14 protein-coding genes are annotated in these 15537 nt (G+C 45.6%); 5 read left to right on the top strand and 9 right to left on the bottom strand.

Annotated features, from left to right (window positions below):
- Window positions 1-260: 260 nt before the first annotated feature.
- Window positions 261-2567 carry an NADP-dependent malic enzyme gene (locus L990_RS01830; RefSeq protein ID WP_047444889.1) on the bottom strand — a complete coding sequence of 769 codons (2307 nt, stop codon included), beginning with the start codon at window positions 2565-2567 and terminating at the stop codon, window positions 261-263.
- Window positions 2568-2690: 123 nt separating this feature from the next.
- Here L990_RS01830 and L990_RS01825 point away from each other — a divergent pair, with 123 nt between their 5' ends.
- The 3 genes from L990_RS01825 (at window position 2691) to L990_RS01815 (ending at window position 4349) form a co-directional block, all read left to right on the top strand.
- Window positions 2691-3026 carry a hypothetical protein gene (locus L990_RS01825; RefSeq protein ID WP_047444888.1) on the top strand — a complete coding sequence of 112 codons (336 nt, stop codon included), beginning with the start codon at window positions 2691-2693 and terminating at the stop codon, window positions 3024-3026.
- 141 nt (window positions 3027-3167) lie between these two features.
- The gene (locus tag L990_RS01820) at window positions 3168-3803 is read left to right on the top strand and encodes a DedA family protein (protein ID WP_197057213.1); all 636 of its coding nucleotides are present in this window, start codon (window positions 3168-3170) and stop codon (window positions 3801-3803) included.
- Window positions 3804-4160: 357 nt separating this feature from the next.
- Window positions 4161-4349 carry a hypothetical protein gene (locus L990_RS01815; protein ID WP_047444884.1) on the top strand — a complete coding sequence of 63 codons (189 nt, stop codon included), beginning with the start codon at window positions 4161-4163 and terminating at the stop codon, window positions 4347-4349.
- 78 nt (window positions 4350-4427) lie between these two features.
- Here L990_RS01815 and L990_RS01810 read toward each other — a convergent pair whose 3' ends face one another.
- The 7 genes from L990_RS01810 to L990_RS01780 all read right to left on the bottom strand — a co-directional run bounded on the left by L990_RS01810 (window position 4428) and on the right by L990_RS01780 (window position 12779).
- On the bottom strand, window positions 4428-5213 hold the full coding sequence (locus L990_RS01810; RefSeq protein WP_047444882.1) for a hypothetical protein: 786 nt from the start codon (window positions 5211-5213) through the stop codon (window positions 4428-4430).
- A gap of 50 nt (window positions 5214-5263) precedes the next feature.
- Window positions 5264-5587, bottom strand: a complete 324-nt coding sequence (locus L990_RS01805; protein WP_047444880.1) for a hypothetical protein — start codon at window positions 5585-5587, stop codon at window positions 5264-5266.
- A gap of 40 nt (window positions 5588-5627) precedes the next feature.
- Window positions 5628-8057: an outer membrane beta-barrel protein gene (locus tag L990_RS01800; protein ID WP_047444877.1), complete on the bottom strand. Its 2430-nt coding sequence runs from the start codon at window positions 8055-8057 to the stop codon at window positions 5628-5630.
- Window positions 8058-8492: 435 nt separating this feature from the next.
- Window positions 8493-9233, bottom strand: coding sequence for a CPBP family intramembrane glutamic endopeptidase (locus L990_RS18970; protein WP_052180641.1), 741 nt, complete (start codon window positions 9231-9233; stop codon window positions 8493-8495).
- A gap of 97 nt (window positions 9234-9330) precedes the next feature.
- Window positions 9331-10086: a succinate dehydrogenase/fumarate reductase iron-sulfur subunit gene (locus tag L990_RS01790; RefSeq protein WP_047444875.1), complete on the bottom strand. Its 756-nt coding sequence runs from the start codon at window positions 10084-10086 to the stop codon at window positions 9331-9333.
- Between the two features lie 16 nt (window positions 10087-10102).
- Window positions 10103-12046 (bottom strand): fumarate reductase/succinate dehydrogenase flavoprotein subunit, encoded by a 1944-nt coding sequence (locus L990_RS01785; RefSeq protein WP_047444873.1) that lies wholly within the window; start codon window positions 12044-12046, stop codon window positions 10103-10105.
- A gap of 46 nt (window positions 12047-12092) precedes the next feature.
- On the bottom strand, window positions 12093-12779 hold the full coding sequence (locus L990_RS01780) for a succinate dehydrogenase cytochrome b subunit (RefSeq protein ID WP_047444871.1): 687 nt from the start codon (window positions 12777-12779) through the stop codon (window positions 12093-12095).
- Between the two features lie 246 nt (window positions 12780-13025).
- Here L990_RS01780 and L990_RS01775 point away from each other — a divergent pair, with 246 nt between their 5' ends.
- A complete protein-coding gene (locus L990_RS01775; RefSeq protein WP_047444869.1) occupies window positions 13026-13814 on the top strand; it encodes an alpha/beta fold hydrolase in 789 nt (262 codons plus the stop codon).
- A 258-nt stretch (window positions 13815-14072) separates the two neighbouring features.
- Window positions 14073-14462: a hypothetical protein gene (locus tag L990_RS01770; RefSeq protein WP_047444866.1), complete on the top strand. Its 390-nt coding sequence runs from the start codon at window positions 14073-14075 to the stop codon at window positions 14460-14462.
- A gap of 46 nt (window positions 14463-14508) precedes the next feature.
- Here the strand turns inward: L990_RS01770 and dusB are convergent, their stop codons facing one another.
- Window positions 14509-15537, bottom strand: a complete 1029-nt coding sequence (gene dusB, locus L990_RS01765) for a tRNA dihydrouridine synthase DusB (RefSeq protein WP_047444865.1) — start codon at window positions 15535-15537, stop codon at window positions 14509-14511.

The following is a 15537-nucleotide window of genomic DNA, read 5'->3' as shown; positions in this document are numbered from 1 at the left end:
AACTTTTAGGCGGAATAGGAAACGTCTATATTGCTTCTGGCAGCTAAAAGAAGCTAGCGTTCTATAATAAAGTAGCTTTATTACCCCTAAATTTTGCCAGTAGCGACTTTGGAGTGCTTTTTCATGGAGCGTTGCTTAGACGGTTAATGCAGGGTGCCGCAACGTAAAAGGCGGAGGGGAATTTGGGTGATGATGTTTTTACATGCAAAGAGGCTCCTTCGATTGCCATCAAAGGAGCCCCCTCTATTTTTTGCTTATACTTAAATCGTCGGATTCATGGTTAGCGATTCGGAGCGGTTAATGCGCTGCGCATCGACGGCGGCAATGGTTGCCATGTTAACGATGTCTCGAACGTTGCTATCTAGCGGTACCACATGGATCGACTTAGGCATGCCTAGTAGGATTGGCCCAATAACTTCGAAGCCTGCAAGGTCTTGCATTAGCTTGTAGCCAATGTTGCTCGAAGCAAAGTTGGGGAATATGAGGGTATTTACCTCCATATCCTTAAGCTTGCTAAAAGGATACTGCGCCATGCGCTTTTTGGAGTTCAGGGCAAATGGAACCTGCATTTCTCCATCAACAATTACCTCGGGATAGTGCTCGTGTAGCAGCTGCACCGCCTCGTGTACAACGGCAGGGCTACCTTCTGCAACGGCTCCAAAGTTGGAGTTGGAGAGTAGCGCAATGCGGGGCTCCACGCCGTACGAGCGAACCTCGTCGGCCACCAAAAGCGTGGTGTTTACCAGATCTTGGGGCGTTGGATTCATGTTCATGGTGCTCGAATCGGCAAAGAAGATAGGGCCGCGCTTGGTCATAACGATGTACATACCGGCCAGCTTGCTGCCCTGCTTGGTCATACCGTAGTACTCTAGCGCAGGGGCAATGGTATAGGCGTAGCGCTTGGCGTAGCCCGAGATAAAGGCATCGGCATCGCCTGCTTCCACCATCATCGTACCGAAGTAGTCGCGGGTGTACATGCGCTCGATGGCCTCGGAGTAGATAATTCCGTTGCGCTCTAGCCTGCGGTGGTAAATCTTGGCGTAGCTTTCGCGGCGTTCGCGCTCCTCCTCGCCAAAAAATTCGATGATTTCGGCACCGGTAAGCTCCAGGTTATTCTCCTTAATGGTTTGGCGAATCTTCTCCTTGCTTCCCAACAGGATGGGGATACCGATTTTCTCGGTAAGCACGTTTTGTGCGGCGCGTAGGATGTTGATGTTGCCTCCCTCGGCGAATACGATGCGCTTAGGGTTATTTTTGGCCTTATTGCGTAGGCTGCGGGTTAGGCGGTTGTCGTAACCCATTCTGCGTTCTAGATCGAAGGAGTAGGTTTCCCAGTCGGTAATAACGCTGCGCGCCACGCCAGACTCGATAGCAGCCTTGGCTACCGCCACCGATATGGTGGAGATAAGGCGAGGATCTAGCGGCTTGGGGATAAGGTATTCGCGGCCGTAAACAATCGAGTTGTCGTTGTAGGCAATGGATACCACATCGGGTACTGGCTCTTTGGCCAGCGCGGCAAGGGCCCTAACGGCGGCCACCTTCATGGCCTCGTTGATGGTGGTTGCGCGCACGTCGAGCGCACCACGGAAAATGTAGGGGAATCCGAGCACGTTGTTTACCTGGTTGGGATAGTCCGAACGGCCCGTTGCAAAGATGATGTCGGGACGCGAGGCCTTAGCCAGGTCGTAGCTGATTTCGGGATCGGGGTTGGCCAAGGCAAAGATGATTGGATCTTTAGCCATGGAGCGAACCATTGCTTGGGTAAGCACATCGGCGGCCGATAGCCCAAGGAATACGTCGGCACCAACCAGCGCATCCTCTAAGGTGGTTACGTCCTTATCGGTGGCGAAGTAGGCCTTTGCGCCCGATAGGCCTTTGCGCGAGGTGGTGATGGCGCCCTTGCTGTCGCACATGATGATATTCTCCTTGCGTACGCCCAGCTCGATGTAGAGCTTGGTGGAGGCCACCGCCGAGGCACCAGCACCGTTCACCACGAGCTGTACCTCCTCGATCTTCTTACCCGCAATGTCGAGCGCGTTGAGCAGCGCTGCCGACGAGATGATGGCCGTGCCATGCTGGTCGTCGTGCATTACGGGGATGTTGAGCTCGTTCTTTAGGCGCTCTTCGATTTCGAAGCACTCGGGTGCCTTGATATCTTCGAGGTTAATCCCCCCAAAGGTGGGGGCAATGGCCTTAACGGCCTCAACAAACTTGTCCACATCGGGTTGGTCTACCTCAATGTCAAACACGTCAATATCGGCAAATATCTTAAACAGGAGCCCCTTGCCCTCCATTACGGGCTTGCTGGCGAGCGCTCCTATGTTCCCTAAACCTAGAACGGCGGTACCGTTGGAGATAACGGCCACTAAATTTCCTTTTGCGGTGTACTTGTAGGCATCCTCAGCATTCTCCTCGATGGCCAAACAGGGGGCGGCAACTCCAGGAGAGTAGGCCAGCGCCAAGTCGTGCTGCGTGCTGTAGGGTTTGGTCGGAACTACCTCTATCTTACCTGGTTTTCCTTGGGCGTGATAGCTTAACGCCTCTTCTTTTAACTTTTCCGATGACATTCCAATTAGTTTTAGAGCTGGCAATTTAGTAATGAATATCGAGATAACCTTTAAAAAAGCCGTTTGTTGGGTTGACGTGTGATAAATAGCACTAATTTCGTCCCATCAAAAAAATATGGAAAGATGGAATTCGATTTCTTTAATTCGATTGATGGTAGTATTACCGTAAGCGATACCGAAGGCAAGGTTCTTTACATGAACGAAAAGGCGGCCAGCGTTTTTGGCAGCATGGTTGGTAAGAACATGATGGGATGCCACAACCCCCGCTCTCAGGAGATCATCGCTAAGCTAATTGAGCAAAAGGAGACCAACGCCTACACCATCGAAAAGAATGGGGTAAAGAAAATCATCTACCAAACGCCCTGGTATAAGGATGGCGTGGTGGGTGGCCTGGTGGAATTCTCGTTTGTGATTCCGATGGAGATGCCCCACCACATACGTACCCCTAAGGCGGAGTAGCAGGCGGAGGGCCAAGCCCCCATTTGCACCAGCACCGCTGCCCCTAGGGCCATCCCGATACGGCCTGCCTCTTTGGCGCGCGCCCCTGTCGGCCTGTTAGCAACCGTTTAACCCCGCTATATCAACCATATGCTAGAGCTTATTCAACACCTTATCGACTTTATTCTGCACATCGATAAGCATCTTTTAGAGATTGTTACCGACTACCAAACGTGGACCTACCTGATCCTCTTCGCCATCATCTTTTGCGAAACGGGGCTGGTGGTTACCCCATTTCTTCCGGGCGACTCGCTGCTGTTTGCCGCTGGCGCCATTGCCGCCATGCCCGGGAATCCCATCGACGTAAACCTGCTGGTACCCATGCTGCTGCTTGCCGCCGTGCTGGGCGACAACACCAACTACTGGATTGGCCACTTTATTGGCGATCGGATTTACCACAAGGACTACAAGCTCATCAAGCGCAGCTATATCGATAAAACCCACTCGTTTTACGAGAAGCACGGGCGCATCACCCTTATTGTTGCCCGCTTTATGCCCATTATCCGCACCTTTGCGCCTTTTGTGGCGGGAGTTGGCCACATGAAGTACGTCCGCTTTTTCAGCTTTAGCCTTATCGGAAACGTGCTTTGGGTGTGCCTGTTTACCTATGCGGGTAACTTTTTTGGCAACATCCCGGTTATCAAGCAAAACTTTACGCTGGTGGTATTTGCCATCATCGGCATTTCGCTGGTTCCGCCGGTGTACACCTTTATCAAGGTAAAGTACTTTAGCCGCTAGGCGGATAGGCTCCTGTACGGGCGCTGCCACAACGGCTTTTTACGATACGATGCTAGCAGCCTCAACCCCTCACCTTAGGTGGGCGGTTGGGGCTGCTTTTTTTGGGGTTGATGGCACTTTTTTCGACCCTAAATTTTACGTTGGGCGGGTTAACCGGCCCCCTTCTTAGAACTCGAAGTGGTGATTAGTATAAAAAATGGGATTAAAGTTTTAATTATTAGGTTATATATGCGGATAGAAGGTTCTGAGTTTAATTTTGAAGAAGCGTGAGCAAAGTGTAGTTCTCTTTTTATCGAATAGGATTGAGGTTAAAACAATATTACTATCTTCCTGTTTGAACGATTTAAAATTCGAATTATGGTAAAAAAAATAGTATCGGTAGTGGCAGCGCTGCTTATCATCTACGGTTTTAGCCTACTGCATAGGGAAACCTACGGAATGGAGCGCACGGGAGGCATTCTAATTGGGGTAGGTTCGTTGTACTTTATTGTGCTGCTCTACCTGAGCAGCCGTAAGGGCGAGCAGAAGCAGTCAGACGAGGAGTAGTCCTTAAAACGAAGTGTCTATCTGAACTAGTTGAAATTCTTTTAGACGCATCATTTTGAATGATAGGCGATACCCCATTTAATTTGAAGATGACAGCTCTTCGATAAGCGAATGGTAGATATGGCTGTTTATGCGATAGGTGTATTTCAAGGTTCTTTTTTTGTAGAACGATGATGAATCTTTCACTCCCATTTTTGTGAAATAGTCGTAAAGTAGGTAGTTGTTATAAAAGTATGATCCATTGGACAGCGATTTGCGAGCGAACGCATGCATTTTTTCGTAATTACCTTCCAATTTTGCAACTGTACTTTTAAGCGCATCTGATAAAACTAGAAGTTCATTACTTTTACTAACATCACCTGCAATGTGTAATGGGGTGCTTTTTGTTCTTTTCGAAATAATTGCTTCTGTATTTTTTTTAAACTCATCTAATCCTCGTACCGCACCAATGATATTATATTCCCTGTCAATAATATAGGTAGTTGGAAAGCCAGGGGGAAATAGAGCCTGAGAAAGAAGCAAATTGTGATCGCTAAACTTGTAGTCTAGAGTAACTCTAGATGCGTTTAGCTTCTTGTCGATACTAACTTTACCAAGCTCGTGGCATAGGAGACAATCACTTGTGCCAATGGTCACAACTGCATAACGGTTATTTTTTAACAGGCTATCCAGAAGCAACTTCCCAAAATCAGATCGGCTGGTATACCAACCTTTTACTACTTGCTGCTCTAAATTTTTGGGAGTTACTGCCATTTTTGTATTTGTTTTTTGCTTGTTGTAGTATTTAATACCAACAAATGCAATAGTGACAATAAGGACAATACTCCATGCGGAGTAAATCAAAGATTTTGTAGTTTTTTTCATTGTAGAAATTTTTAAGAGGCAAATTTTTGCAATGTGTTTATTATTTTCTGTTATCTTAAGCAGCTACATCTATTATCGGGCCAATCACACGCCTTGATATTGCAGTTAAAAAATAGGCCTTCGGAACATTTTCCAACGATATACCCTCCTGGTACAAGGTAGTACCTAAAGGTAGTATAGAATACTTGTCTAACGCCACCATTAACACTATAAGCGTGGGTTATGGTCCCTGCGGGAGCTTGCCAGGCGTCATAATCATTTTTTGCGGCTTCTTTGTAATCTGAAGAGTTTTCAGAGTCTCCAACGTATGAAGACAGTGTAAATGCTAAAACAATTAATGTTAGCATGAAATTTACTTTGAAAAAAATTTTCATAATTGAGGTGTTTTAAAGTTTATTTTGCAAAAAATTGCCTCTAGTTGGTTTTGGTTTCGCTAGCAGAGTATCCGGTTATAGCAGCCTTATTTTGGGAGCCACGCACTGGTTTTACGTTAAATCGACCGAAGTTGTATTTGATACTAAGGAAGATGGGAGTTGCATTTCTTTCTATTCGTTCCACATATTCGAAATCGGCAGCATGCGTAGTGGAGGTGCGAGCCTTGCTCCAATCCAAAAGGCTACATTGCATAAGTAGCTCCCAAGTCGTTTTGTCTTTGATTACTACATTATATCTAGCGGACCAGATTAAATATACGGGTATAGAATTTCGGGTCTGCTGGTATCCCTTGCTCCATGTCTCGTAATAGTTGGTTATTAGCGAGGTACTGAAGTTTTTAGTAATGCGGACTCTACATGGCATAATGCAATGCATGCTAATACTCCTAGTTTGCTCTCCTGTAGATGTTTTGGAGCCTGTGAGATTTGTACCAGAAGTTAAATATAAGCTAGCGCTGTTCTTAGAGAGTATTGAAATTAGAGGGTATTCTATGGAAATGCTTTTATAGGAACCACCATTTTGCCAGCTGCTCACTATCTGCCCTTCCCTATTTAAATAGTTATAGGGCGTAATTTGGTTGTTAGAGAAAGAGTAGTTAACAGAAAAGCTGCTGTAGCGGGTGGAAATAGTATGCAGGAGCTGCGAGCGAAGATTTGGATTACCCTTTTGAATAAAATTTGGATTACCGGTACTGCTTAGCGTGCCCAACTGGCTAGGGCTGGGACGCGTTTGTGTAAAGGAGTATCCAAATGAAATTGTTATGCTTTTTGCCTCATTCACCAGATATTGAAAACTTAACGAGGGGGCTAAATTTAAGCCATTTTGGTGTATGTGGGTGGTGCCATTACTGGTGATGAACGTAAGCCCTCCTGCGTTTAGTAGGTAGTTAGCATTTGCTAAACCTGTAAATTGGAGTTTCTTGTAAATATTGCAAATAAAAACTGCAGTACCTTCCATCAACCGGTGGTTTTGGCTTAGCTGGTTGAGGGCATTTGCGTCCTCAATTTTGCTTCCTGTTTTGGTAAAAATGAATCGACGGTTGGTGTTGTCGAATGCGGTATTGGTAAAACCAGCAGATACATTCCACAAGATTTTTCTCGAGGAGTAGTTTTGGTAGCGGATCTGTAGCTTGTGGTTTGTTTGCTGAGCGTTGTACTGGCTTAAGCTGCTGCTGGGGTTGCTGCCATCTAATTCGTTAGAGGTTAGCCACTCATTTGTATTTTGGGGGTTGGCGCTAAATAGGTACGATAGGCTTAAGCTATTGGTGGGCTTACGAAGTTGCAGCTCTAGGGTAATGTTGGTGCTGAAGGAACTGTTTTCTTGCTGGCGCTTCAAGTCAGTAGCGTACTCGTTTACTACAATGCCATGTAGGCTCTCGCTAGAAAGGCTGCTTTGCCCAACATGAGCGCTCCTTTTGTTGTAGTTTACATCTACCAACAAGTACTGCTTGGGGCTAATGTCGTAGCTCATCATTAAATTCGATCCGTACTCTTTTCCCGAGCTCTTGTCCTTTTGTTGGGATGTAAGCAACGAATCGGAAGCAATGTAGCGCCTGCTGCGAAACACCCCAGCCCCGGGTGCGCTGGTATTGGTGAAATTTACCCCTGTAGAACCTCTTAGGTCGTTTTCAACGCTTCCAATTATGCCTACTTGAATTGGGGTAGATCCTTTTTGGATATTGTCTTCAAGCGTAGTACTGCCTATTGCTCCAGATACGAGGTTGCTCTTGTCTGTAATAATGTCTAGCAGGTAGTCTACCTTGCCATACTTCAATGGAGGGTTAGTAACTACGCACACCTTTGTAAATCCCATGGCCGACAGCCTATTCATTATTTGGGAGAGCGACAGCCTGCGCGTATCGAATAGCGCGTCGACTCTGCCGTTTCTCGTAATTACGTAGTTGCTGCTATTGGTTTCGCCCATCGTAATGTTTCCATCAATGTCTACCTTTATATGCGGCACTTTACCGAGAATTTGCAGCATGGTCGATTTTTCGCGTTCGGGATCGGCGGTAATGTTGTAAACTATCTCGCCAGCCGAAACTTCCACTAAGGGTTTTACAACCACCTCTTGGAGTTGTATTGGTGCAGGTGTTAGCTGTATATCGCCCAAATTTATGGTTGTATTTGAATCGGCACTTACCAATTTTTGGATGGGTTTGTAGCCAAGAGAAACAACATCAACCTTAAGTGCTTGATCTTGTGGTACGATAAGATGAAATTTACCATCGTCGGAAGAAAGGGTCCCTTTAAAGTGTTTTGCTTCTCCCATTTTTGTAGCAATAACGGAGACGTACTTAAGAGGCTTTCCTTGTTCATTGAGTATGCGGCCGGTGATGGTTTTTACGTTTTGGCCAGATAGGGATACAGCAAAGGCAACACCTAGGATTGTGTAGAGTATATTTTTCAAAATTGTAAGTGGTTAAATATTCTGGGCTAAAATACAATACTGTATTAAATAAGCAAAAAAAACATTAAAAACTGCGATTTTGATTTGTGCTAATATGTGATACTGGGAAGGATGTAATTTCGAAGTGGGCTGACGTCTTAAGTATAATATGTGCTATCATCCGATGGATGGGGTCAAAAATATTTGGGTAGATAGCAAATATTAGCGTAAAAGATGGTAGTTAGAAAAGTATCTGGATAGAATTTATTTTTAGAAGTTTTTTATAAAGGAATAACGGGAGGCATTCTAATTGGGGTAGGATCGTTGTACTTTATTGTGCTGCTCTACCTGAGCAGCCGTAAGAGCGAGCAGAAGCAGTCCGACGAAGAGTAGCCGGTAGGAAATTTATAGCCAAAAGGCCCCGCAGCATTGCAGGGCCTTTTGTATTGGATGGGGCTAGCCTATCCGCCTTATTTCGACGTGCGCCTTTAGGAATAGCAGCACAAACGCAGCGGAGGCCACAACGGATGCTACCAGTACTGCCATCCCGTTGTTTAGTACCGTTGTATCGTACCTGTCGATGTTGGGGATGCAGCAGATGGCGTTATTTATGAAGTGTAGTATCATGCCAGGGATGATGCTGCCCGTTTTGTAGAAAATCCAACCGAAAAGAAGGCCCATTAAAAACGCTCCGGGGATTTGTGCCGGATTGACGTGTATTAGGCCAAAAATAAGGGCAGAAAGGAAGATTGCCTTTGTAGGGGAGTACCTGTTGAGGAGTATTCGGGTAACAAAGCCTCGGAATAGGAGCTCCTCGCCTATGGGGGCAATAATTACCGCCATGATGATAAACGAAAAGGATGAGAGGTTGATGTTTTTAAGTACCAGGTCGGGGAGCGGGAAGAATGTATCAAAGGCGGTAAGCGGGATAGCCATGAGCAGGAAGAGCGCAAAGCTGTACAGGCTTACCTGCTTGGATACGGTTGAGAATAGCTCCCTTTTTAGCAGGCCCTCCTTGTTGGCTAGGTAAATGGCTCCTGCAAAAAAGAAAAGATCTACGAGGATGGCGCTAGCTGCATCAAGTACCGCTGCTGGTAAGCCTAGATGTTGGAGCCCGATCGTGATAATGGCGAGAGGGAATGCAAGAAAAATGGTCCAGAGAACCGGAAGTCCGATAATTTTTAAGATTTTACCCATAGATGTTTTATTAGAGAATAATTAATGGACCGAAAATAGTAAAAAACAAAAAAGCCTCGCATTTATGCGAGGCTTTTATTTTATGCGGTTACCGAGCTTACTCGGCAAGCTTAGCGCAAAGGAATTCGCGGTTTAGGCGAGCGATGTGAGAGATAGAGATACCCTTTGGACATTCTGCCTCGCAAGCACCGGTGTTGGTACATCCACCAAAACCAAGCTCATCCATCTTAGCTACCATGCTCTTAGCACGACGAGCACCTTCAACCTTACCTTGTGGAAGAAGGGCTAGCGACGATACGCGAGCCGAAACGAATAGCATAGCCGAACCGTTCTTACAAGTTGCAACGCAAGCGCCACAACCAATACAGCTGGCGGCATCCATACTTTCATCAGCTTTCTCCTTGCTAATTGGAATTGCGTTACCATCAGGTATACCACCTGTGTTTACGGTAACGAAACCACCAGCTTGAAGAATTTGATCGAAAGCTTGACGGTTAACCACCAAGTCCTTAATTACAGGGAATGCAGCCGAACGCCAAGGCTCGATGGTGATGGTATCGCCATCCTTAAACTTGCGCATATGCAGCTGGCAGGTGGTGATATCGTCATCTGGACCGTGTGCACGGCCATCGATGTATAGCGAGCACATTCCACAGATACCTTCGCGGCAGTCGTGATCGAATGCGATTGGCTCCTTGCCCTCGTGGATAAGGTTGTTGTTAACGATGTCCAACATTTCAAGGAACGAGCTGTCAGTTGAAATGTCGGTTACCTTATATGTTTCAAATCTTCCTTGGCTTGTTGCATCGGCTTGGCGCCATACTTTAAGCGTGAGATTTAGCTTGTTTTCCATAATTGTTCTCCTCCGATTACTCTTTATAGTTACGTTGAGCCACCTTAATAAACTCGAAGTTTAGTGGTTCTTTGTTAAGCTCTGGCTTTTGGCCTTCGCCCTTGTACTCCCAGCATGCTACGTAGGTGTACTCTTCGTCGTTACGCTTTGCTTCGCCTTCCTCAGTTTGGAACTCTTCGCGGAAGTGACCACCACAAGATTCGTTGCGGTTGTAAGCGTCGTAAGCCATTACTTCGCCAAGTTCTAGGAAGTCGGCCAAACGAAGTGCCTTTTCGATTTCTGGGTTGAATGAGTTGTTGGTTCCTGGAACGAAAACGTTCTTCCAGAACTCCTCGCGAAGTACCTTGATGCGCTCGATAGCCTGCTCAAGGCCTTTTTCGTTACGAGCCATACCAACTAGATCCCACATAATGTGGCCTAGCTCCTTGTGAAGCTCATCAACAGTCTTCTTACCCTTGATGCTGAATAGCTTTTCGATCTTAGCCTTAACTGCGTTTTCAGCCTCTTCGAACTCAGGAGTGTTGGTGTTGATCTTTGGAGTTGTAATCTCGTGAGATAGGTAATCTCCAATAGTGTATGGTAGGATGAAGTATCCGTCAGCTAGACCTTGCATAAGCGCAGAAGCTCCTAGGCGGTTTGCACCGTGGTCAGAGAAGTTTGCCTCACCGATAGCGTATAAACCTGGGATGTTGGTCATCAGGTTGTAGTCGCACCAAAGACCACCCATGGTGTAGTGAACCGCTGGGTAGATCATCATTGGCTCTTCGTATGGGTTTACGTCGGTAATCTTCTCGTACATTTGGAATAGGTTACCGTAGCGAGCTTCGATAGTCTTTTGTCCAAGGCGGTTGATGGCAGTAGAGAAATCTAGGAATACGGCCAAACCTGTTTCGTTAACACCGAAACCGGCATCGCAACGCTCCTTAGCAGCACGCGAAGCAACGTCACGTGGTACAAGGTTTCCGAATGCAGGGTAACGACGCTCTAGGTAGTAGTCGCGATCCTCTTCAGCGATAGAAGAAGCCTTGATTTGCTTCTTGCGAAGCTTCTCAACATCTTCCTTCTTCTTAGGAACCCAAATACGTCCGTCGTTACGTAGCGACTCAGACATAAGGGTTAGCTTAGACTGCTGGTCGCCGTGTACTGGAATACAGGTTGGGTGAATTTGAGTAAAGCAAGGGTTAGCAAACATAGCACCCTTCTTGTACACTTGCCAAGCAGCCGAACCGTTAGAGTTCATGGCGTTGGTAGAAAGGAAGAATACGTTACCGTATCCACCAGTTGCAAGAACAACTGCGTGTGCACCGTGACGCTCGATCTCTCCGGTAACAAGGTTGCGGGTGATAACACCACGAGCCTTACCATCAACGATAACTAGGTCTAGCATTTCGTGACGAACGTAAGACTTGATGTTTCCACGGGCGATACCCTTGTTAAGGGCTGCGTAAGCGCCAAGAAGCAGCTGTTGTCCAGTTTGTCCTTTAGCGTAGAAGGTACGAGATACCTGAGCACCACCGAATGAACGGTTGTCTAGAAGACCGCCGTAATCGCGAGCAAAAGGTACACCTTGGGCAACGCATTGGTCGATGATGGCACCGCTCACCTCTGCCAAACGGTAAACGTTGGCTTCACGAGCGCGGTAGTCTCCACCCTTGATGGTATCGTAGAATAAACGGTAAACAGAGTCGTTATCGTTTTGGTAGTTCTTAGCAGCGTTGATACCCCCTTGAGCGGCGATAGAGTGCGCACGACGAGGGCTATCAGAGATGCAGAAAACCTTTACGTTATAGCCAAGGTCGGCAAGAGAGGCAGCAGCAGAGGCTCCACCTAAACCAGTACCGATGATAATAACGTCTAGCTTTCTCTTATTAGCAGGGCTAACTACCTTGATGGCAGCCTTATGATTTTTCCATTTTTCCGCCAATGGGCCAGCAGGAATCTTAGAATCAAACTGTTTCATATCGTAATCTTTTTTCTTTTCTATTTAGTACGATTGCTCAACCAAATTAAGCGTCGAGGCCTAAAAGGAAGAATAGTGGAATGATGGCAAAGCCTACAGCAACGATAGTAGCGTAGATGTAAGCAACCGCTTTCCAACGTTTAATCCAAATTTGGTTGTTTAGACCGATGGTTTGGAATGCACTCCAGAAACCGTGAGTAAGGTGGAACCAAAGAGCAATCACCCAAATAACGTATACAACAGAGTAAATTGGGTTACGGAATAGCTCAACAACTAAGGCGTAGGCATTTTCCATTTGAACACCGTCTACATCTACCTCTGCAAGAAGTGGAGATCCTGTAAATTTGATTTTTACAAAGAAGTTAGCAAGGTGAATAGCCAAGAAGCCAAGAACAATCACTCCAAGAACGAACATGTTGCGAGAAGCAAATGTAGCGTTGCCCGATTGGTTGTTAACGGCATACTTTACAGGGCGAGCTTGCATGTTGCGAAGGGTCAAAACAAAGGCCCAAACGATGTGTAGCAAGAATCCAAGCGCCAAAACAGGCTCGAAAACCTTGATAAGAGGGTTGGTTGCCATAAAATGAGCGCCAAGGTTGAACAATCTTCCTGTGTTGTCGAACATCAGAAGAGAGTTAATTCCAAGGTGCACCAACAGAAATACAATTAGGAACAAACCGGATAGACTCATCACTAGCTTTTTCCCAATAGAAGAACTAAAAATGTTACTCATGTCGGAATTATTTGTTTAAATTTTAAGCTGTTCCAAATTTGCGATGTAAGTTATGAAAATAGAACTTCATGGCGCAAATGATTCGCAAAATTATCCCCTTGTTTACCAATTAACAAAAGAATTGCAGTTAATTTATAGGTTTTACAGCATAAATCGCCTAATTTAAACCGATTCTAGAATAACACCCGAAGCTATTTTTTACGGTTCGCTCTGTTTTTGAGCTATCTTTGCGCCAAAATACGGAGTATGGAAAAGTTTGTATTGTTTGGGGGAACTCCCATTTTTTACATCGATGAAGGGAAAGGGGCTCCAGTCGTTCTGCTTCATGGCTACTTGGAGTCGTCGTTAATTTGGGATGATTTTGCCAGCAACTTAAAGAAGACCAATCGGGTTATTCGCCTCGATCTTCCGGGGCATGGCCTCTCGGGCGTAAATGGAGAAGCGCATACCATGGAATATCTTGCAGATGCGGTTCACTACATATTGGATTTAGTAGGAGTTGAGAAGTGCACCCTTGTAGGGCATTCGATGGGCGGCTATGTGACGCTGGCTTTTGCCCAGAAGTACGCCAGCCGATTGAATAATTTTGTGCTTTTTCATTCGACACCTAACCCCGACACTGAGGAGAAAAGAGCAAATCGAGATCGCGAAATAGCGCTGGTTGAGGAGGATAAGATAGAGCTAATTGCTCGTACGAATGCTCCAATGGCATTCGCCCGCGATAATCGCAAGCGCTTTGCTAATGCGATAGAGGAATGCATCGAAATGTATGCCATTAATGAGAAGGAGGGAATTGTAGCGTTGCTAAATGGAATGAAGATTCGTCAGGATATGAACGAATTCTTGGCGTCAACTGCGCTGCCATTTATGTTTATTTTTGGGCGTAAAGACAACTACATAAGTAACGAGATGGCCGATTTGCTGATAGCGAAGTATCCACAGGCAGCGGTTTTGCTCCTTGAAAATTCAGGGCACATGGGCTTTATAGAAGAATCCAAGGTGTCGTTGGAAGCAATTCAGAAGTTTGTAGGATAGAGTCTTTAGTAAAAAATGCTTTTCTTTTGCGCAAAACCTGTTTGTGTTAGCTTAATTCCTGTGATTTTGTTTTTAATTATGTAAATAATAGTTAAATTTGCAGTGGAAATCTATTGAGATGTTTACCACTTTACTCTTTTTATTGTTTTAATCTACAGAAGGTTTGTAAGTTGTTTTAGTGCGAACCATTATGGACAGAGTTAATTTTAATATAAAGAGTGGCATGTGAGTTGATAAACCTTAATAAACTGCAGCTAGATGAGGAAAGTATTATTATTACTTGTGGGGTTTGTGATGTTGGGTTGTAGTGAGCAGGAAAAAGAGTTCTCAAAGGTAGAATTGCTTACGTTGACTCCAAATTCGGAATACACTTTAGGAAAAGGTGTGTTTTTGAAGACGAAGTACGTTATTGATATGCGTAAACCTATAGGTTCGAAGGTCGATTGGCGGGGGGATGCAAAGTTGCGCATTCAGCTCTATACTGGTAAGCGAACCGTTGATACTGTGATAGGAACCATATTTCCTAACGAGCTACTTCTCGATGGGTACCGTATAAGGTTAATGTCAATATATCCTTATCCGCAGCTAAATAAAACGAGGCATCAAAAGGATTACAGCATACGGGTTGCATGGGATAAAAGAAAGTAAGATAAATTAGCAGCATAAAAAAGGGAGCGAAAGCTCCCTTTTCTTTTTATGATTTCCCATTTAAGGGAGAATGGTAAGGTTCTTTTTGGATGTCTGTGTTGTCTCCCCACTTCTCGTTGATGCTATCGAGTACCACAAATAGCTCTTCTAAGGTAGCTAAGGTAACCAACTTCATTCTTGTTTCCTTAAAATTAGGAAGGCCTTTGAAGTAGCTGCTCAAATGACGTCGCATTTCAAGGATTCCTGTGCGCTCTCCTTTTATGTCAACCGATTTTTGTAAGTGGCGTTTGGCTATCTCTACGCGTTCGGGGACCGAAGGGGGGGCGAGAATTTCTCCAGTTTGTAGATGGTGCTTAATTTCTTTGAATATCCAAGGGCGGCCATAGGTGGCTCGTCCAATCATAATTGCATCTACCCCATAGCGATCAAACATTTCTTTTGCTTTCTCAGGCGACGTTATATCTCCATTTCCAACAATAGGAATGTTTATTCTCGGATTATTTTTGACATCGCCAATAAGCGTCCAGTCCGCCTCGCCTGTATACATTTGAGCACGTGTCCGTCCGTGGATTGTTAGCGCTTGAATTCCTACATCCTGTAGTCTTTCTGCAATTTCAACAATGTTTTTCATCGAGTCGTCGTAGCCTAGGCGGGTTTTGACAGTAACGGGCAGCTTTACGGCATTTACAATTTGGCGCGTCATCTCAACCATAAGGTCGGGTGTTCGCATCATTCCAGAGCCAGCGCCTCTGCCTGCAATTTTACGAACAGGGCAACCAAAGTTGATGTCGATAAGCTCGGGGCCAGCCGCTTCGGCAATTTTAGCGGCCTCTACCATGCTTTCAATAATATGACCGTATATCTGAATTCCAATAGGACGCTCGTAGTCGTAGATGTTTAGCTTTTCGACAGAGCCACGACCATCGCGGATCAGTCCGTCTGAAGAAATGAACTCGGTGTACATCATGTCTGCGCCAAATTCCTTGCAGATGAACCGGAATGACGGGTCGGTTACATCTTCCATTGGTGCGAGAAAAAGTGGCTGCTCACCAAGCTCAATTGTTCCAATTTTCAT

This window comes from Alistipes sp. ZOR0009 (genome assembly GCF_000798815.1).
Lineage (GTDB): Bacteria > Bacteroidota > Bacteroidia > Bacteroidales > ZOR0009 > Acetobacteroides.
The sequence above is the reverse complement of the archived record's forward strand: the minus strand, read 5'-3'. Positions and strand labels throughout refer to the sequence as shown.

What these genes read in the sequence shown, in the direction of transcription:
- L990_RS01770 (WP_047444866.1), top strand. Translation starts at nt 14,073, where the DNA reads ATGAGGAAAGTATTATTATTACTTGTGGGGTTTGTGATGTTGGGTTGT.
- L990_RS01825 (WP_047444888.1), top strand. Translation starts at nt 2,691, where the DNA reads ATGGAATTCGATTTCTTTAATTCGATTGATGGTAGTATTACCGTAAGC.
- L990_RS01785 (WP_047444873.1), bottom strand. Translation starts at nt 12,046, where the DNA reads ATGAAACAGTTTGATTCTAAGATTCCTGCTGGCCCATTGGCGGAAAAA.
- dusB (WP_047444865.1), bottom strand. Translation starts at nt 15,537, where the DNA reads ATGAAAATTGGAACAATTGAGCTTGGTGAGCAGCCACTTTTTCTCGCA.
- L990_RS18970 (WP_052180641.1), bottom strand. Translation starts at nt 9,233, where the DNA reads ATGGGTAAAATCTTAAAAATTATCGGACTTCCGGTTCTCTGGACCATT.
- L990_RS01815 (WP_047444884.1), top strand. Translation starts at nt 4,161, where the DNA reads ATGGTAAAAAAAATAGTATCGGTAGTGGCAGCGCTGCTTATCATCTAC.
- L990_RS01780 (WP_047444871.1), bottom strand. Translation starts at nt 12,779, where the DNA reads ATGAGTAACATTTTTAGTTCTTCTATTGGGAAAAAGCTAGTGATGAGT.
- L990_RS01810 (WP_047444882.1), bottom strand. Translation starts at nt 5,213, where the DNA reads ATGAAAAAAACTACAAAATCTTTGATTTACTCCGCATGGAGTATTGTC.
- L990_RS01830 (WP_047444889.1), bottom strand. Translation starts at nt 2,567, where the DNA reads ATGTCATCGGAAAAGTTAAAAGAAGAGGCGTTAAGCTATCACGCCCAA.
- L990_RS01805 (WP_047444880.1), bottom strand. Translation starts at nt 5,587, where the DNA reads ATGAAAATTTTTTTCAAAGTAAATTTCATGCTAACATTAATTGTTTTA.
- L990_RS01790 (WP_047444875.1), bottom strand. Translation starts at nt 10,086, where the DNA reads ATGGAAAACAAGCTAAATCTCACGCTTAAAGTATGGCGCCAAGCCGAT.
- L990_RS01775 (WP_047444869.1), top strand. Translation starts at nt 13,026, where the DNA reads ATGGAAAAGTTTGTATTGTTTGGGGGAACTCCCATTTTTTACATCGAT.